Below are 15,662 nucleotides of genomic sequence, written 5' to 3' on the forward strand. Positions count from 1 at the left end.
AAAGCCCAAGGTGGGATTTGAACCCGCAACCTAAGCATTACGAATGCCTTGCTCTACCATTGAGCTACTTGGGCGAATATATAAATTGTAAATTTTAAATTGCAAATTGTAAATCTTGTAATTTAAAATTTGTTTTATGATTGCAGCAACAATTGGTGGAAGAAGAAAAAATATTATAAACCTTGCAGAGAAAGCAAAAAAATCTAAAGCAGATATTATTGAAATAAGGCTTGATAAGATAATAGGAAAAGGAGATAATGTATTGCTTATCAAAGAAATAAAGAAAAAAACAAATCTTCCCATTATTGCCACAAAAAGGCTATTCCTACCAGATGATGAAATTAAAGAAATAATTCCTTTTGTAGATTATATTGACCTGGAATATGGCGAAAAAAAGCCCTTGATTGATTTTGTAAAAAAGAATAAAAAGACCTTGATAATCTCACATCATAACTATAAAGATACGCCCGATATTAAAACCCTTGTTTCTCTTTCTTCTTCTATGGAAAAAGCTGGTGCTGATATACTAAAAATTGCAACATTTATAAACAACAAGGATGACATTATAAGGCTTCTTAATTTCACCTACAATTACAAAAAGCCAATAATTGCTATTGGAATGGGGCTACTTGGCAAAATCACAAGAATAATTGAACCAATATTTGGCTCTTTAATAACCTATGGGTTTATAAATAAACCCTATGCAGATGGTCAACTTTCTGTTTCGTCTTTAAGAAGGGAAATTGAAAGATATGGGTTATAAATCCCTTACCTTCCCATTCCCATAATTTCCTGATAAGCTCTTAATGCTTGGTTTCTAATAGCCATTGTGAAATTAAGGGCTATCTCTGCCTTTTCTGATGCAATCATAAGGTCGTGGATATTTTCAAGCTTTCCAGATACAAGGTCTTGGGTAAGCTTATCTGCATTATTTTCTAGCTTATTTGTCTCCTTTAAACCAGAAAGGACAAGATTAAAAAGCCCATTCCCCTCTTTTAGAGGGATGTCTGCGTTAGCAGATGGGGTGTTTTTCCCCTTATTCTCGCTTTTACCTACATTAGCTTGAACGCTTGATTGGGGTAACAGCGAAAACAAATCAATTTCCATTATTTCTACCTTCCTTTTTGACTCTCTGGCTCCAGACTCCTGACTCTTGACTTATTCATATTTCCAATGCCTTCATCATTATCTGCTTTGCATTCCTTGCCGCTGTAACATTTGCCTCATATGCCCTAGAGGCGGTTATCAAATTTATCATCTCTGTTGCAAGGTTTATATTTGGATATGCAACATAGCCATCTTTGTTTGCATCTGGATGTCCTGGTTCATATTTTAGCTTCGGCTCTACTTTATCCTCCTCTATCCTTAAAACCCTGACCCCCTGTCCTGACTCAATGGTTATTGGCATCTTGACAAATGGTATATTGAATAATGGTTCTTGCCTTCTTGGTGTAAATATGGGAAATTTTCTTTTATATGGGCCTCCTTCACTTGTCCTTGTTGTATTAGCATTTGCAATGTTTTCTGAGATAATATCCATCCTTAATTTCTCAGCAGACATTCCAGATGCCGATGCATCTATTCCCCTAAATAATCCACCTGTTAACATTATCTACCTCCTTGTGCAACAAGCTTCAAAAGGCTAAATTTCCTTGCAAGCCTTGTTGCTATTGAATTATAATAAATTGCATTCTTTGCTAAATCTTCCATCTCTTTGTCCAGGTCAACATTATTTCCATCGTTTCTATATATTGTATCATTTTCTGTAATAATTCTTCCAGAGTTTTTAGATTTCTCATAAGAAAATGGGATATGCTTTGGATTTAGCCTCTTTGCAGAAATCTTATTTTCCTTTAAAGCATCTTCAAAGATAACAGATTGCTTCTTAAATCCTGGGGTATTTACATTGGCAACATTGTTTGATATGACATTGTGTCTAAGTGTGGCAGAATCTAGCCCCTTTTTTGCCATTTCAATTGTTTGTCCTGTTAAAGAATCTATAAACATCTTCACTTTATATATCGGCAATTTTCCCAGATTACTTGACATAAATTTTTTTAGGCTTTAAAATTTGCTTATGAATCTTTGTGATTTTTCTTATTCCCTTCCCAAATCCTTTATTGCCCAGGAGCCAATGAAAGAGAGGCAAAATTGCAAGATGCTTTTCTTTGATAGGAAAGAGAAAAAAATAGAGCATCTTGTTTTTTCTGATATTATAGACCTTCTTTCTAGCCAAGACTTACTTGTTCTTAATAAGACAAAGGTATTTCAGGGACGGCTTATTGTAAATGGGATAGATATTCTTCTGGTAAAGGAGAAAGAAAAGAATATCTGGGAGGTATTGGCAAAGCCAAAAAGGAAGATAAAAGAGGGGCTTATTCTTGATTTTTCTCTCATTAAAGGAGAGGTTATTTCTTGTTTTCCTATAATGGTCAAATTCAATTGTAATGGGAATCTGTTTTCTATCTTAGAAAAAATTGGAAAAACACCCATTCCACCGTATATAAAAAGAGAGCCTAATTATGACGATAAAATTTACTATCAAACCGTATATGCGAAGGATTTAGGTTCAATTGCCGCACCAACAGCAGGCTTACATTTTACAGATGAAATTCTTTTAAAATTAAAGGAAAATGGTGTTTCTATATCCTACATTACCCTTCATATTGGCATTGGAACATTTAAACCTGTAAGGTGCAATGATGTTAGAGAGCATAGGATGGATGAGGAATATGTAAAGATAGAAGAAGAAATTCCACAAGATAAAAGGATAATTGCTTGCGGGACATCGGTTGTTCGGGCATTAGAGTCAGGGGTCAGAGAATCAGGGGGTCAAAAAGTTGGGTTTTGGACAGATATTTTTATATATCCTGGATTTAAATTTAAATTTGTCTCTGGATTATTAACAAATTTTCACCTTCCAGAAAGCCCACCATTCATTATGACATCCGCATTTGTTGGTTTGGATGAATTAAAAATGCTATACAGCGAGGCAAAATCTGAAAATTATAGATTTGGAAGCTATGGGGATTGTATGCTTGTATTATAAAAATTTTTCCAATTTTTCTATATGATAAGCAAGTGATAAAATTTCTCCTTCAGAAAGGTAATGACCTATGATTTGAAGCCCAATAGGTAGACCTTCTTTTGTTTTTTTGCAGGGAATAGAGATAGCTGGGTATCCTGTAAGATTACTTGAAACAGTAAGGATGTCTGAAAGATACATTGATAAAGGGTCTTCTGTTTTCTCCCCTATTTTAAATGGAGGTGTAGGCGAGGTTGGTGTGATAAGCAGGGAAACCTTTGAGAATGCATCATCAAAGTCCTTTCTTATAAGGCTTCTTACCTTTTGTGCCTTAAGGTAATAGGCATCATAATAGCCAGAGGATAGAGCATATGTTCCAAGTATTATCCTCCTCTTTGCCTCATCACCAAACCCCTTGCTCCTTGTCTTTCTATACATCCCAAAGAGGCTTTTATCTTCCTCTCTTAACCCATATTGCACACCATCAAACCTTGCTAGATTTGATGATGCCTCAGAGCAAGCAATAATATAATAAACAGGGATAGCATATTGGGAATGGGGAAGGGATACCTCAATTATCTCTACATTTAAAGAAGAAAGCCCTTTTAAAACATTCATTATTGCATCCTTTACCTCACCATCTATTCCTTCAAAGTATTCCTTGGGAATGCCAATTTTCATTTTAGAAATATCATTGTCTAGGCTATTTGTATAGTCAATCTTCGGCTGTTTAATGGATGTCTCATCATTCTCATCAAATCCAGAAATAGCATTTAATAGAATTGCACAATCCCTTACATCCTTTGTTAAGGGACCAATCTGATCAAGGCTTGAGGCAAAGGCAATCAGCCCATACCTTGAGACAATGCCATATGTTGGTTTTAGACCAACAACACCACAGAACGAGGCTGGCTGTCTTATTGAACCACCTGTATCAGAGCCTAATGAAAGAATTGCTTCACAAGATGCAACAGATGCAGATGAGCCACCAGATGAGCCACCAGGGACATAGTCAAGGTTATGTGGATTTTTTGTAGTGCCAAAGCAAGAATGCTCACAGGATGAACCAAAGGCAAACTCATCCATATTTGTCTTTCCAATTATTATTGCTCCAGCATCCTTTAGCCTTTTTACCACTGTTGCATCATAGGGAGGGATAAACCCAGAGAGAATATGGGAGGCGCAGGTTGTCTCAATGCCTTTTGTGCAGATATTGTCCTTTATAGAGATAGGAATTCCAGAAAGTGGGCTTATTGGCTCATCTTTTGCAATTTTTTTGTCAATTGCCTTTGCATCAGCCAAAGCAGTATCAAATGTCTTTGTAATAAATGCATTTATCTTTGGCTCTTTTTCTTCTATCCTTTTGATACAAGATAAAACAACATCTTCTGCCTTTATCTCTTTTTTCTTAAGAAGGCTATGTATCTTGTAAGAGGGGAAATTGTATATCTCATTGTTCATTATGTAAAGGATTTTTTAAGGAGGATGGTAAAGGTTGTTCCTTTATCTTTCTTGCTTTCTACCCTTATCTCTCCCTTGTGGCTATCTATTATTTTCTTTACAATACAAAGCCCAAGTCCTACACCCTTTCCCTTTGTTGTAAAGAATGGAGAAAATATCTTATCAAGGTGTTCTTCATCTATTCCCCCTCCTACATCAGTAATATCTATTCCTACAAAATCTTTGTTTTGATATGTTTTAATTTTTATTATACCACCCTGTTGCATAGAATCACAAGCATTCTTTATAAGATTAAACAATACCTGCTTTAGCCTTTCTGGGTCACCTGATATAAAAGGAAGCCCCTCTTCTAATTCCTCTTTTATCTCTATCCCCTTCAATTCCTTAAAGAATGGGTCATCCAGAAATTCTTTAAGGATAGAATTTATCTCTATATTTCTTAAATTGACAGAAAGTGGAGAGGAAAAATGTAATAAATCTTCAATATAAGTGTTCATCCTATGACAAGCCCCCTCTATCTGAGAGATAATCCTCTCTACTTTTTCATCCCCTCCCATAAACCTTCTAATCATATAAATACCAGCTACAACTGTTGAAAGGGGGTTTCTAATATCATGGGCAGCCTGGGAGGCAACATAGGATGCACCTGCTAATTTTTGTGCCAAAGAAAGCATTTCTTCCATTTCTTTAAGCCTTGAAAGGTCTGTTACAACACAAAGAAAGCCATTAAAAACACCATTTTTATCAAACAAAGGAGAAGAAGATATAAGAACAGGCAAAGAAGAACCATCTTGTAGAGAAAATGAGAATTCAAAGCTAGTTGGCTTGGATTTAGAAGCATTTTTCTTAAAAACCCTGTATTCTCCATTATCCATTATAGAAGAAAGGTTTTTTCCCATAAGGCTTTGATTTTGAAACATCTCTTCCATCCTTTTGTTGGTAAAGACAATTACATCCTGTATATCAAGGGCAAATAATCCCTCATTCATTGAATCAATAAGCTTTTCATAAATTCCTTCTGTTTTTGCTAAAAATTCCTCCTTCTTTTCAGATGTAATGGCATTTAAAATAGAGGAAGAAAGAATCTCTGTGTTTATTTCATCCTTTACAAGAAAACCAACCGCGCCCAATCTTGATGTACCTGTTATTAGCCTCTCGTCCTTTATTCCTGTCAATATAATAACAGGAGAAGAGGAGAATCGCCTTATCTCACTTAATACCTTTAGGGCATTTGTGTCGGGAAGCCTGTAGTCAAGGAGGACACAATCAAAATCATCTTTTTTAAGCATTTCTATCCCCTCCCTTCCTGTTTGTGCTTCCTCTACTTCAAAGCCCTTTAAGAGCTTTTTGATGATGACAATATCATCGGGATTGTCTTCAACAAGTAATATTTTATACATCTTTAATTTCGGGATTGGGGATTCGGGATTGGGGATTGGTGTTTTAAGCTTTGGATTAAACGATTTAACATCCTTCCTATACTTTCTATCTCTCTTTGTATCCCTTCTAAAATTTCTATCTGAATATAATTTAGTTTTTGGGAAATAATTAGGTGTGTATCCAATTCCATAAGAGAACCCCTAGCTATTATCAGAAACTGAATATATTCCTTGGTTGAGCTTCTACCCCATCCTTCCGCAATATTTGCTGGAATTGACACAACAGATTTTTGAATCTGGGAGGTCAACCCATATCTTTCTTCCAAAGGAAAAGATTTGGTTATTTTATATATCTCTATCACCAAATTTATAGCCTTCTTCCATACTTCCAATTCCTTATAATTCTTCATCTTTTTCCTTCCCTAACCCCTAATCCCCAATCCCTAATTCCTTTTTTGGCAGGCTAAAGTAAAATATAGAGCCTTCGTTTAGCTTACTTTCAACCCATATCCTTCCCTTATGCTCATCTATTACCTTTTTTACAATTGCTAATCCAATACCGGTGCCTCCTTTATCCTCCCTCCTTTTATGCAACCTTCTGAATGGCTCAAAAACCCTTATAAAATCCTCCTCTTTTATCCCAATGCCATTGTCTTTAATGGAGAATATGGTTTCTCTTTCATTTTCCTCTCCAAAAACCTCTATATTCGGTTTTTTATCATTATGCTTTATCGCATTTGAAATAAGGTTATAGAATATCTCTTTTAGTTTTATTTTATCTCCATAGACTAATGGAAGGTTATCATCTACCTTTATTTTACAATCCCTTTCCTTTATCATAAGCTCAAGCCTCTTTAAAACATCATTTATTATATCATTTGAGCTAAATGTTTCATAGAGATTTTTTATTCTGGATATTCTTGATAATGAGAGGAGGTCATCTATAAATAGCTTTAACCGATTTGCACCGCTTGATATTCTTCTTAAATAATCCTTTCCCTCGTCATCCAGCTTGTCCCAATAGTCATCCAAAAGAAACTTTGAAAATGTCTCAATCCCCCTCAGTGGTTCCTTCAGGTCATGAGAGACTGTGTAGGTAAAGCCATCCATCTCTTGATTTATTGCCTCAATCTCTTTAAGCTTTTGGGAAAGGGTTTCCCCTGTCTGCTTATGCTTGATTATTTCCTGTTGTAGCTGTTCATTGACCCTTTCTACCTCATTTGTTCTCTCGCTTACCAATTCCTCAAGGTGAGAGTGATATTTCTCCAATTCTTCCCTTCCTGACTTTAGCTCCTTTGTCATCTTATTAAAGGCATTCGCTAAATTACCCATCTCATCCTGAGATTTAATGGGTATTTCGTAATCAAGATAACCGGCAGCAATTTTCTCAGTACCCATAACTAATTGGTGAATGGGTCTATCTAAAACAATCCTTATAAGAAGAGAACCAGCTAAAAATACTATGACTAAAATCACGAATAATGTTATTATAATCGCTGCCCTGATCCTATTTAATTTCTGGTTAAGGCTATTAAGAGAAACCGTTAAATGAACCTTGCCGATTTCTTCTTTCCCTATCTTTGCTATGCCCAGCATTATTTCTTCCTCTGCCTCAATCTTTTTCTGTGTAAAAATAGGTGAGACAAATTTCTTCACACCTCCTTGTTGGTCTTTCCCAGCCTGAAGTAAAGGATTGCCAGCCATGTCAAGAATCTTGCAAAAAATAATGTCTTTTTGCTTGAGTATTCCACTGCCCAATTTAGCAAGGGATTCTTTGTCTCCCACAAGAACTAGATATTCACTATTGAAGGCAAGGTTATCTATAAGTGCTTTTGCCCTTTCCTCAAGCTCAGCATTTAACTCCTTATTTGCCAGATTAACAATATAAATTCCCAGAAATAATCCAAAGAAAAGGATTATTAAAAAGAGAATCAGGGTTATTTTAGTAGATATTTTCATTCCTTAATCACCACTAAGGCTTCCTTAATAATCTTTTTGGGGATTTTAATGCCCAATCTCTCGGCGACAATGAGGTTTAAGCAAAGGTTTTGCTTTCTTGGATGTAAGAAGGGGATTAAGTCAGCTCTTTCTCCCATTAAGATTCTTAAGGCTATTTCTGCGGATTGCTTACCTATGTCCTCATAATCGCAGTCAAGGGAAAAAAGCGCGCCTGCTTTTACATAAGATAAAGAAAGCCCTATAACAGGCAAGCCTGCTGCAAGGCTTGTCTTAAGGAGATATTGCGTAGATGGCATTGAGTAGACAGAAGGATCGGCATGCATCAAGAAACAATCTATACGCTTACTTATATTTTTAAGGGCATCAGGAAACTCCATTTCTGATTTTATCTTTTTGCTAATAAGCTTAAGATCCATCTCTTCATATGCCGTGAATGTTTTGACTATACCCTCGCTTTTCTCTGAATATATTAGCCCAATCCTTTTTGCTTTTGGTAGAATCCTTTTTAAGGTTTTAAGTGTTGCTTCAACAGGAATATTCAGGGTAACACCCGTGATATTTGTAGATGTAACTACAGGAGCAAGAACCATACTGAAAACTATAGGAATATCTTTTATATTTTCATAGGCTAAAATGGTTGCCTTTGAGCCAATAGTAAAAATAAAGTCAGGGGCTTTTTGTTTTATCTGTCTAATAATGGCTTTAGATTCTTCTTCTTTTTCTTCTAAATTACATTCCCAAATCTTGGCATCCACCTTCTTTTCTTTTAACAATTTCAAAAACCCCTCCAAAGCCTGGGAGTAAGCACTGCTTTTACCAGATGTAATCACGGCAATAGTTATCTGGCTAGAGTCAAGCCAAAGGGGAGGGGTTAAGAATAAGAACACAAGGAGTAAATACTGGCTAATCCTCTTCATTTTATTCGTATCTACTCACCTTATGACAAGCGAAAAATAATAAAATCCTAAATTCAAAATCCTAAATCCTAAACAATATCAAAATCCAAATGTTCAAAATCCAAAACATCGCCCATTGTTTTGTCATTTGGATTTTGTGCTTTGAATTTGTTTAGAATTTCGTGCTTATGTGTTAGCTAACGATACGTTGTGTTGTAATATTCTTTTCATCTTTTAGGTATTGAGATGAAGTTTTATACCCCAAACTCCTAAGCCTTTTATTTTGATTATAGTCATCAATAAAGTCAATAAGTTTATCATTTAATTCAATTATACTTTGGAACCTATATTTTGTCAAGGCTTTATTTTTTATCTTTTGTTGAAATTTTCTACCATCCCATTAGTCCAACCCTGCTTGAATTTAATGGTTCTATGTTGGATTTTATTTTTTTGACAAATTTTATCAAAAGGATGAATCTTTTTGGTTTTCTTTCCTTTTGGCAAAGCCTTATAGCTAAATTCAAGACCGTTATCGGTTAAGATACTCAACAAATAGTTACTAAAACCTTTTGGAAATGGGAAGAGACATGGTATCTTCCTATTAAGGATAAATCCATGCGATCTTTTAATGAGAAGAAACCTGGTTGCCATTTATATCCAAACAGAGGATTATGAAAATGCCCTAAAGGAGGCAAAGGATATTCTTGCTATTTTCCTACAGACCCTGAAACACTTAAGCTTCTTGATTTGATAAAACATTAAGCCCTCATTGCTTCACAGGGTGAAATTCGCGATGCCAAGGATGATGGCCAATATCCACAAAGAGAAAGAGGGAAGCAGATAATGCTTGAGTAAAGCAATGCCTTAAAGAAAAGGTCAAGTCTAGCCCCTCCTTTTAAAGCTACATAACAAAGTCCAATAAATCCCCCTAATAACAAGCCATATAAAGAAAGCAAAAACCCTTCAATGAGAAAAAGATAGAATATATCATCCCTCTTTGCACCCATTGCCCTCATTATCCCAATCTCCTTGTATCTTTGCCTTACAGAGAGCATAATGAGATTGATTATCCCACCCCCTGCCAAGAGCAAGGTAACCAGGCCTATGCCTAAAATTGTCATCCTCCCTATAAACTCTTGCTGTTTTACTACCTCCCTTAAGCCTTCTGCCCCGACCACAAAGAACCTTTCTCTTCTCAATCTTTTTGCCTTCTTTTGGGAGGGAAAGCGTTTTTTAAGCATCTTTTCTATTTGTTTTGAGACAATCTCAGGCTTTCCAAAGGAGGGAATGATCATTGAAGGCATGCCCTTTTTTTCTACTATCTCATTAAATACAGATATTGGAATGAGCATTGCCATTTGTTGTTGTCTCCTTGCACTTAATGCCCCTTCCCTAAATATCCCAATTATCCGAAAATTATCATTTTCTATTTTTATCCTTCCTCCCATTTTAGCTTTAAGGGAATTTGCTAAATCTTCTGCCAAACAACAGACCCTTCTTTTCTCTTTAAGGTCAGAAGGATAAAGAAACCTTCCCCTCTCTAGCTTGACTGAGTTGGTAAGCTTATATTCTGGATTTGTTCCTATAATGACCACATCCTTTTCTTTCCTTATGTATTTTATTTTCTTATAGGTTTCAACATTGTATGAGAGATTGGGAAAATAATTAGAGAGGAAAGAAAGCTTATCTAAGGTAATATTCTCATCCTGCACCCAGATAGAAATAAGATTAGAGCCCATTTGAGAAAAGGTTTTGATAAGCTCATCTATCCTCTTTGAAACAGAATAAAGGTTTATTGTGCTTGAGAGAATTCCCATTGAAATAACCAGGATTATAAGGGAAGACCTTAATTTAAAGCTTCCTAGGTCTTTTCTTGCCAAAAAGAAAAGGTCAGATGCTTTCATTTACAAAAAACCCATCCTTTAAATGATAGACCTTTTTTGTTCTATTGGCAACTGCTATATTATGGGTTACCACAATAATGGTTATTCCCTCTTTCTCATTAAGTCTTGACAAGATAGACATTATCTCCTCACTAGAGCTTGAATCAAGATTCCCGGTTGGCTCATCGGCCAAAATAACCTGCGGTGAATTTGCTAATGCCCTGGCAATGGCAACCCTTTGCTGTTCTCCACCCGATAATTCAGATGGGTTATGAAATAGCCTATCTCCTAATCCTACCTCTGAAAGGCAGAAATTCGCCCTCTCTTCCCTTTGTTTCTTCGAAACACCTTTGTAGATTAAGGGAAGCCCCACATTATCTTGTGCATTGAACCTTGGGAGAAGATGGAATGCCTGAAAGACAAAGCCTATTTTTTTATTGCGGATTAAAGAAAGCTCGTCATCACTTAAGGATGAAACCTCTTTTCCATCAAGGATATAGCTTCCTAAGGTTGGAATATCCAAACAGCCAATAATGGAAAGAAGGGTTGACTTTCCCGAGCCAGATGGGCCCATAATCGAGACAAAATCACCCCCTTTTATCTCAAGGGAAATATTTTTTAATGCCTCAACCCTTGAGGCTTTTAGAAAATAGGTCTTGCTAATGTTTTTAAGCTCAATCATCGTTTATTTTACCTTCACCCTCATCCCCTCCCTTATTTCTTCCTCATATTGGATAACCACCATTTCGCCTTGCTTTAGCCCTGAGAGAATCTCAATGCTATCTGTGGTTGATTCGCCTACCTCTATTTTCTTTTTCCTTATTTTTCCTTTTTCAACCACTAAGACAGAATCCTCCTCATACAATGCCTCAGGTGGGATAACCAGGGATTCCTTTTCCTTTTCTTTTATAATAATATCGCAGGATAATTCCATCCCCTCCCTTAATCCGCTTGGGTCTTTAATTAAAGATACCATCTCCCATCCCTCTTGTTCTTCCTTTTGCTCTTTTGTAGAAGCAGAGGTAACCTTAAGCACAATGCCTTTAAACCTTTTTCCCAAGGCCTCTGAATAAAGCTCTGTCTTTTGACCGTATTTTACCAAAAAGAAGTTTGTCTCCTTTAAAGAGCCCCTTGCCACAAGCTCATCGGTTGAAGCAAGAGATAAGAGTATGCTTCCAATCTCTACTTTACTATTCTTTTCAACATTTATCTTCTTAATAACCCCAGAGATAGGCGAGATAACCCTACAGCCTTCAAGTTGCTTCTTTAATTCATCTATCTTTAAAAGGCTATCCTTGATATTTACATTTGTCTCTTTCTTTTCATCAATAAGCCTCTTTAAAAGCTCATCCTTTTCACGGATGGCCTTATTTAGGCTTATTTCCTGCCTCTTTACCTCAAGCTCCTTTGCCTCTTGCTCCCTAAAAGCAACTGCCTTCTTTGAGTATAAGCTCTTTGCATCCTCAAGTTCATCCTTTGCCCTCTTTTTTTCCCATTCTAGCCTCTTTATCTCCTCATCTTTATCAATTACCTCAGGATGATTGGGGATATCCTCTAATTGTGCCTCCCTTTTCCTTTGTTTTTCAAGGTTTAGCTCCTCTTTTCTTAAGCTATTCAAAAGCTCATCTTTTTTTAATTCAATAAGAAGAGAACCTTCTTCTATTACATCGGCCTGCTTTACATAGATCTTTTCAACAAATGAATTAGCGAAAGAGGTTAAATTTATTATATCCTTCAAAGAGACCTTGGTTGAAAGGCTAATCTTTTCCTTAAGCCTTTCTCTCTTTACTGTGATGGTTGTAACCAGGGGAATTTCCTCCTTTTTTTTCATTGTATTGTATAGGCTACAAAGCATCCAGCCGATAATAATAAATAAAAAGCTAAAAAAGATTCTCTTGATAAGCATTGTATAACCCTCCCTTTAGCTTTTTTAGCTCTATATAATCAAGGAATAGCCCGATCTCTTGGTTTATAAGCTCATTCTTTTGCTTTGTTACATCTTGCTCTGCCTCTAACATCTCTTTGGAAAAAATAAGCCCCCTTTCTTGCTTTATCTTTGTAATCTCATAGATTTTCTCTGCCAATTGGATGTTCTCTTTAAGAACAAGAATCCTTTTTTCCTTATCCTTTATTCCGTTTTCTCGCTCAGAAATCTCTATCTTTATATCTGAAACAAGGCTTTGCAAGGAAATCTCCTCTTGCTTTAATGATGCCTCTTGTATCTTTATCTCTTCCTTCTTTATTCCCTTGTCATAGAGATAAAATTTAAGGGAAAGCCCAATCTTTTCCTCTTTTCTTTCCTTTTCTTTGATAATTGTCCAGGAAGGGATAAAAATAGGCGAGTTTTTTGATTTTGCCTCCTTTAGACCCCTTTTTAACCTTTCTATTTCAATCTCCTTTATCTTAATCTCCAGATTATCTTCCATAATCTTTAGCCCTTTCAATCTTTCTATCCTTTTTTCCCAATTTTCCTTCTCAATCCTTTCTCCTAACTCCTTAATTCCTAAAAGCTGAAGGAATCTTATTTCCTTTTCTTCCCTTTCCCTTCTTAATCCAGAAAGCTCTATCTCAGAGCTCTTAAGCTGGAGGGAGATTTGGAATAGATCAAGCTCTGGGATTATTCCCTTTTCAAGCTTTGCCTTTGCTATCTCTAATGTGCCCATTAGGTCATTAAATTCATTTTCTTTTACAATAATAGAGGATGAAAGCCTTTGCAATTCACAATAGGATGAAATGACATTATAGATTGTCTCCTCTATTTTTTTATTAAGGCTTATTTCAGAAAGTAAAAGATCTTCCTTTTCATCCAATAATGGCTCTTTTATAACCTTTCTTTGATAAAGAGAAATAGGCTCTTCTGATTCTATGGAAAGTTCCCCCTTTTCCTTGTCTTTCTCGTCTATAACATCCGATAGCTTAAGGTTTAGCTTAAGCTTTCCACCCAAGGGATGAGGTCTTGATATGCCTGTTATTGCTTCTAATGTAGGCTTTTCCTTTGTTTTTGTTGTCTGCTTGTATTCCTTTCCCTCTTCATCCTTTAGCTCAACAGTTTCCTTTGATAAAGATGTGGTAAGAGAAAGGGAAATCTCAGGATAAAACTCGGCCTTTTTTGCCTTTTTTAATGAGACCTCTTGCTTATTTAATTGATATTTTTCTATAATTAGCTCAGGGTTATTTTCCAAGGCAAGGGTTATAAAGGTATTTAATGAATCTGCAAAGAGCAAAGTTGGGAAAAAGAGAAAAATCCATTTCATTATTCATATTTTACAGCCCTTGCTGGAGGAATGCAAGAAGCACGATAAGCAGGGTATGTTCCTCCAATAATGGCAATTATAAAGCTAGAGGCCAGGGCAAGGACAATGCTATACCAAGGAATTACCATCTCCCAAGAGGCATACCAGCCAATAAGATTTGCCCCAATTATCCCAAAGACAATGCCAATTATTCCACCCGTTCCTGAGATAACCATTGCCTCTTTTAAGAATTGAAAGAATATATCCTTTTTCCTTGCCCCAAATGCCCTTCGGACACCTATCTCAGATGTTCTATGATGAACCGACAAAAGCATCATACTTAAGATGCTGATAATGCTGACAATGAGGCTTATTATACCAATGGTGGCAATGAATGTGTTTGCCTGTTTGGTTTGGGATTCTAGTTCATCAAGGAGGCGACCTGCCGATGATATACAAAACTTTTTATCCTTGCCATATCTTTCTTTTAAAACATTTATAATCTCATATGCCTCTTTTTCCACACTTTTGTGGACATTAAGACCCTCTTTCTCATCATAAACCCATTTACCCCTTTTTATCTTCTCCTGCCATTCCTTAAATTCCTTTTCCGAGGTAATTCTCTTATATTTAATCCCCTTTTCCAAAGCCTTATCCTTTTTTATTGCTATTTTAATAAATACCTCTCCTAGAAAACCCTTATATTTAGGGTCTGATGGCTCTAAAACCTCACTTACTACTGTATAGGGGATAAATATCCCTTGATTATCATCACACCACCACTCCTGGCTAAAAATAGGTAATGCAAAAGGATTCTCTCTTGCTAATACACCAATAACAGTAAAGGGTTCTTTTGGTAAGGGGAAAGAATCTCTTTTATTTCTTTCATAATACGCCATATCTTCAGGAGAAAGTGCTACCTTTATCTTTTTACCAATTATATTCTTTTCCCTTAAAAAGATATAGGTGGTATTTCCCAATACACAAACCCTTCTCTTTAGTTTTAAATCTAGCCTATTGATAAATCTTCCTTTAATTACCTTCAAATTCTTTATCTTTTGATAATCAGGCAGGGTTCCAAGAAACATTCCCCCAATTGGTTCTATCCTAGAGTATTTTTTTCCAAGAACCCCAACCGGCCAACTACTACCACCCAAATCTCCCGAAGAAAGCATTGCAATTGCCTTTATAAACTTGCATCTTCTTTTGATATATAAAAGGTCTTCATAAGTAAGATTAAAATAGTTGACCGGCTTATCCGGGTCAATTTTATTAGAATCCGTTGGATCTAATCTCAATATATCCGCTCCCATATCTTCAATATCCTTTAATATCCTGTTACTTATAGTTGATGTAATAGAGAAAAGAAGAATTACACACCCTATTGTTATTGGAATAAAAGAAATAGAAAGAAACAAGCACCTTTTAGAAAAAGATAGGGATTTTAAAGATTCCTTTATAATCTCAAGCATTTTTATAAAAAAGGGAGGAGTTACCCCCTCCCTTTCTCTGTGTTAATTCTTACCAAGGATAAACATAAAAGGTAACTGTCTGCCATCCACCACTTATATATACTCGTTTTGCATTTGCGTTCCCACAGTTCATCCTTGTAATTGCCCACTGCCATCCACCATTTACCCATCCCAGGTAGAATTGATAAGGGTTTTGGTATTGCGTAAACCATTTCTCAGCAGTACCTACTGGAACTTACCCATAAGTTTGTAGAAACAAATCCTGCTTAGGTTTTTAACACTTTATTTTATTCAAAAAGAGAAAAACTAAAATTTTATCTTTAAAAAAAAGGAAAAAATGCCGATATATTAAAT

The 15,662-nt window shown here is 35.9% G+C and carries 16 protein-coding genes, 1 tRNA gene and 1 pseudogene; 3 read left to right on the top strand and 15 right to left on the bottom strand.

All coding sequences use genetic code 11. The features are described from left to right. Positions 1-2: 2 nt before the first annotated feature. A tRNA-Thr gene (locus AB1630_01210) sits at positions 3-74 on the bottom strand. A 62-nt stretch (positions 75-136) separates the two neighbouring features. Here AB1630_01210 and AB1630_01215 point away from each other — a divergent pair. Next, positions 137-763: a type I 3-dehydroquinate dehydratase gene (locus AB1630_01215; protein MEW6102429.1), complete on the top strand. Its 627-nt coding sequence runs from the start codon at positions 137-139 to the stop codon at positions 761-763. 5 nt (positions 764-768) lie between these two features. Here the strand turns inward: AB1630_01215 and fliE are convergent, their stop codons facing one another. Genes fliE through flgB form a run of 3 tightly spaced genes read right to left on the bottom strand, consistent with a single transcriptional unit; the run spans position 769 to position 2,007 of the window. Continuing rightward, positions 769-1,107, bottom strand: coding sequence for a flagellar hook-basal body complex protein FliE (gene fliE, locus AB1630_01220; protein ID MEW6102430.1), 339 nt, complete (start codon positions 1,105-1,107; stop codon positions 769-771). Between the two features lie 55 nt (positions 1,108-1,162). Then, the gene (gene flgC / locus AB1630_01225; protein ID MEW6102431.1) at positions 1,163-1,609 is read right to left on the bottom strand and encodes a flagellar basal body rod protein FlgC; all 447 of its coding nucleotides are present in this window, start codon (positions 1,607-1,609) and stop codon (positions 1,163-1,165) included. Beyond that, positions 1,609-2,007 (bottom strand): flagellar basal body rod protein FlgB, encoded by a 399-nt coding sequence (gene flgB / locus AB1630_01230; GenBank protein MEW6102432.1) that lies wholly within the window; start codon positions 2,005-2,007, stop codon positions 1,609-1,611. Before flgB ends, flgC begins: the two co-directional genes overlap by 1 nt. A gap of 70 nt (positions 2,008-2,077) precedes the next feature. Here flgB and queA point away from each other — a divergent pair, with 70 nt between their 5' ends. Next, positions 2,078-3,049 carry a tRNA preQ1(34) S-adenosylmethionine ribosyltransferase-isomerase QueA gene (queA, locus tag AB1630_01235; GenBank protein ID MEW6102433.1) on the top strand — a complete coding sequence of 324 codons (972 nt, stop codon included), beginning with the start codon at positions 2,078-2,080 and terminating at the stop codon, positions 3,047-3,049. Here queA and gatA read toward each other — a convergent pair. The 6 genes and pseudogenes from gatA to AB1630_01265 all read right to left on the bottom strand — a co-directional run bounded on the left by gatA (position 3,044) and on the right by AB1630_01265 (position 9,096). Then, on the bottom strand, positions 3,044-4,486 hold the full coding sequence (gene gatA, locus AB1630_01240; GenBank protein ID MEW6102434.1) for an Asp-tRNA(Asn)/Glu-tRNA(Gln) amidotransferase subunit GatA: 1,443 nt from the start codon (positions 4,484-4,486) through the stop codon (positions 3,044-3,046). The two genes, queA and gatA, sit on opposite strands and share 6 nt — an antisense overlap. After that, the gene (locus AB1630_01245; GenBank protein ID MEW6102435.1) at positions 4,486-5,886 is read right to left on the bottom strand and encodes an ATP-binding protein; all 1,401 of its coding nucleotides are present in this window, start codon (positions 5,884-5,886) and stop codon (positions 4,486-4,488) included. Before AB1630_01245 ends, gatA begins: the two co-directional genes overlap by 1 nt. 2 nt (positions 5,887-5,888) lie before the next feature. Then, positions 5,889-6,275, bottom strand: coding sequence for a four helix bundle protein (locus tag AB1630_01250; protein MEW6102436.1), 387 nt, complete (start codon positions 6,273-6,275; stop codon positions 5,889-5,891). A 19-nt stretch (positions 6,276-6,294) separates the two neighbouring features. Beyond that, positions 6,295-7,824 carry an ATP-binding protein gene (locus AB1630_01255; GenBank protein MEW6102437.1) on the bottom strand — a complete coding sequence of 510 codons (1,530 nt, stop codon included), beginning with the start codon at positions 7,822-7,824 and terminating at the stop codon, positions 6,295-6,297. Further along, positions 7,821-8,741: an ABC transporter substrate-binding protein gene (locus AB1630_01260; GenBank protein ID MEW6102438.1), complete on the bottom strand. Its 921-nt coding sequence runs from the start codon at positions 8,739-8,741 to the stop codon at positions 7,821-7,823. Before AB1630_01260 ends, AB1630_01255 begins: the two co-directional genes overlap by 4 nt. A 172-nt stretch (positions 8,742-8,913) precedes the next feature. Continuing rightward, positions 8,914-9,096: pseudogene (locus tag AB1630_01265) on the bottom strand (IS3 family transposase). Between the two features lie 252 nt (positions 9,097-9,348). Here AB1630_01265 and AB1630_01270 point away from each other — a divergent pair. Then, positions 9,349-9,471 carry a hypothetical protein gene (locus tag AB1630_01270; GenBank protein MEW6102439.1) on the top strand — a complete coding sequence of 41 codons (123 nt, stop codon included), beginning with the start codon at positions 9,349-9,351 and terminating at the stop codon, positions 9,469-9,471. A gap of 7 nt (positions 9,472-9,478) precedes the next feature. On the opposite strand, the gene AB1630_01275 is transcribed toward AB1630_01270, so the two are convergent. From AB1630_01275 to AB1630_01295, 5 genes are read right to left on the bottom strand one after another with little or no spacing between them, the layout of a single operon-like run. Further along, positions 9,479-10,624 (bottom strand): ABC transporter permease, encoded by a 1,146-nt coding sequence (locus AB1630_01275; GenBank protein ID MEW6102440.1) that lies wholly within the window; start codon positions 10,622-10,624, stop codon positions 9,479-9,481. Continuing rightward, positions 10,611-11,285, bottom strand: a complete 675-nt coding sequence (locus AB1630_01280; GenBank protein ID MEW6102441.1) for an ABC transporter ATP-binding protein — start codon at positions 11,283-11,285, stop codon at positions 10,611-10,613. Before AB1630_01280 ends, AB1630_01275 begins: the two co-directional genes overlap by 14 nt. Positions 11,286-11,288: 3 nt before the next feature. Next, the gene (locus tag AB1630_01285; protein ID MEW6102442.1) at positions 11,289-12,509 is read right to left on the bottom strand and encodes an efflux RND transporter periplasmic adaptor subunit; all 1,221 of its coding nucleotides are present in this window, start codon (positions 12,507-12,509) and stop codon (positions 11,289-11,291) included. Further along, the gene (locus tag AB1630_01290; GenBank protein MEW6102443.1) at positions 12,484-13,857 is read right to left on the bottom strand and encodes a TolC family protein; all 1,374 of its coding nucleotides are present in this window, start codon (positions 13,855-13,857) and stop codon (positions 12,484-12,486) included. The genes AB1630_01285 and AB1630_01290 overlap by 26 nt, the downstream gene beginning before the upstream one ends. Beyond that, positions 13,857-15,308 (bottom strand): FtsX-like permease family protein, encoded by a 1,452-nt coding sequence (locus AB1630_01295; GenBank protein MEW6102444.1) that lies wholly within the window; start codon positions 15,306-15,308, stop codon positions 13,857-13,859. Before AB1630_01295 ends, AB1630_01290 begins: the two co-directional genes overlap by 1 nt. Between the last annotated feature and the right edge of the window lie 354 nt (positions 15,309-15,662).

The organism is bacterium (assembly GCA_040753555.1).
In the GTDB taxonomy this organism is placed as follows: Bacteria; UBA9089; UBA9088; order UBA9088; family UBA9088; genus JBFLYE01.

Coding starts and splice junctions, on each gene's coding strand:
- flgC (MEW6102431.1), bottom strand. CDS start 1,609: ATGTTAACAGGTGGATTATTTAGGGGAATAGATGCATCGGCATCTGGA.
- AB1630_01290 (MEW6102443.1), bottom strand. CDS start 13,857: ATGAAATGGATTTTTCTCTTTTTCCCAACTTTGCTCTTTGCAGATTCA.
- AB1630_01245 (MEW6102435.1), bottom strand. CDS start 5,886: ATGTATAAAATATTACTTGTTGAAGACAATCCCGATGATATTGTCATC.
- queA (MEW6102433.1), top strand. CDS start 2,078: ATGAATCTTTGTGATTTTTCTTATTCCCTTCCCAAATCCTTTATTGCC.
- AB1630_01215 (MEW6102429.1), top strand. CDS start 137: ATGATTGCAGCAACAATTGGTGGAAGAAGAAAAAATATTATAAACCTT.
- AB1630_01285 (MEW6102442.1), bottom strand. CDS start 12,509: ATGCTTATCAAGAGAATCTTTTTTAGCTTTTTATTTATTATTATCGGC.
- AB1630_01270 (MEW6102439.1), top strand. CDS start 9,349: ATGAGAAGAAACCTGGTTGCCATTTATATCCAAACAGAGGATTATGAA.
- AB1630_01255 (MEW6102437.1), bottom strand. CDS start 7,824: ATGAAAATATCTACTAAAATAACCCTGATTCTCTTTTTAATAATCCTT.
- AB1630_01295 (MEW6102444.1), bottom strand. CDS start 15,308: ATGCTTGAGATTATAAAGGAATCTTTAAAATCCCTATCTTTTTCTAAA.
- AB1630_01260 (MEW6102438.1), bottom strand. CDS start 8,741: ATGAAGAGGATTAGCCAGTATTTACTCCTTGTGTTCTTATTCTTAACC.
- flgB (MEW6102432.1), bottom strand. CDS start 2,007: ATGTTTATAGATTCTTTAACAGGACAAACAATTGAAATGGCAAAAAAG.
- AB1630_01275 (MEW6102440.1), bottom strand. CDS start 10,624: ATGAAAGCATCTGACCTTTTCTTTTTGGCAAGAAAAGACCTAGGAAGC.
- gatA (MEW6102434.1), bottom strand. CDS start 4,486: ATGAACAATGAGATATACAATTTCCCCTCTTACAAGATACATAGCCTT.
- fliE (MEW6102430.1), bottom strand. CDS start 1,107: ATGGAAATTGATTTGTTTTCGCTGTTACCCCAATCAAGCGTTCAAGCT.
- AB1630_01280 (MEW6102441.1), bottom strand. CDS start 11,285: ATGATTGAGCTTAAAAACATTAGCAAGACCTATTTTCTAAAAGCCTCA.
- AB1630_01250 (MEW6102436.1), bottom strand. CDS start 6,275: ATGAAGAATTATAAGGAATTGGAAGTATGGAAGAAGGCTATAAATTTG.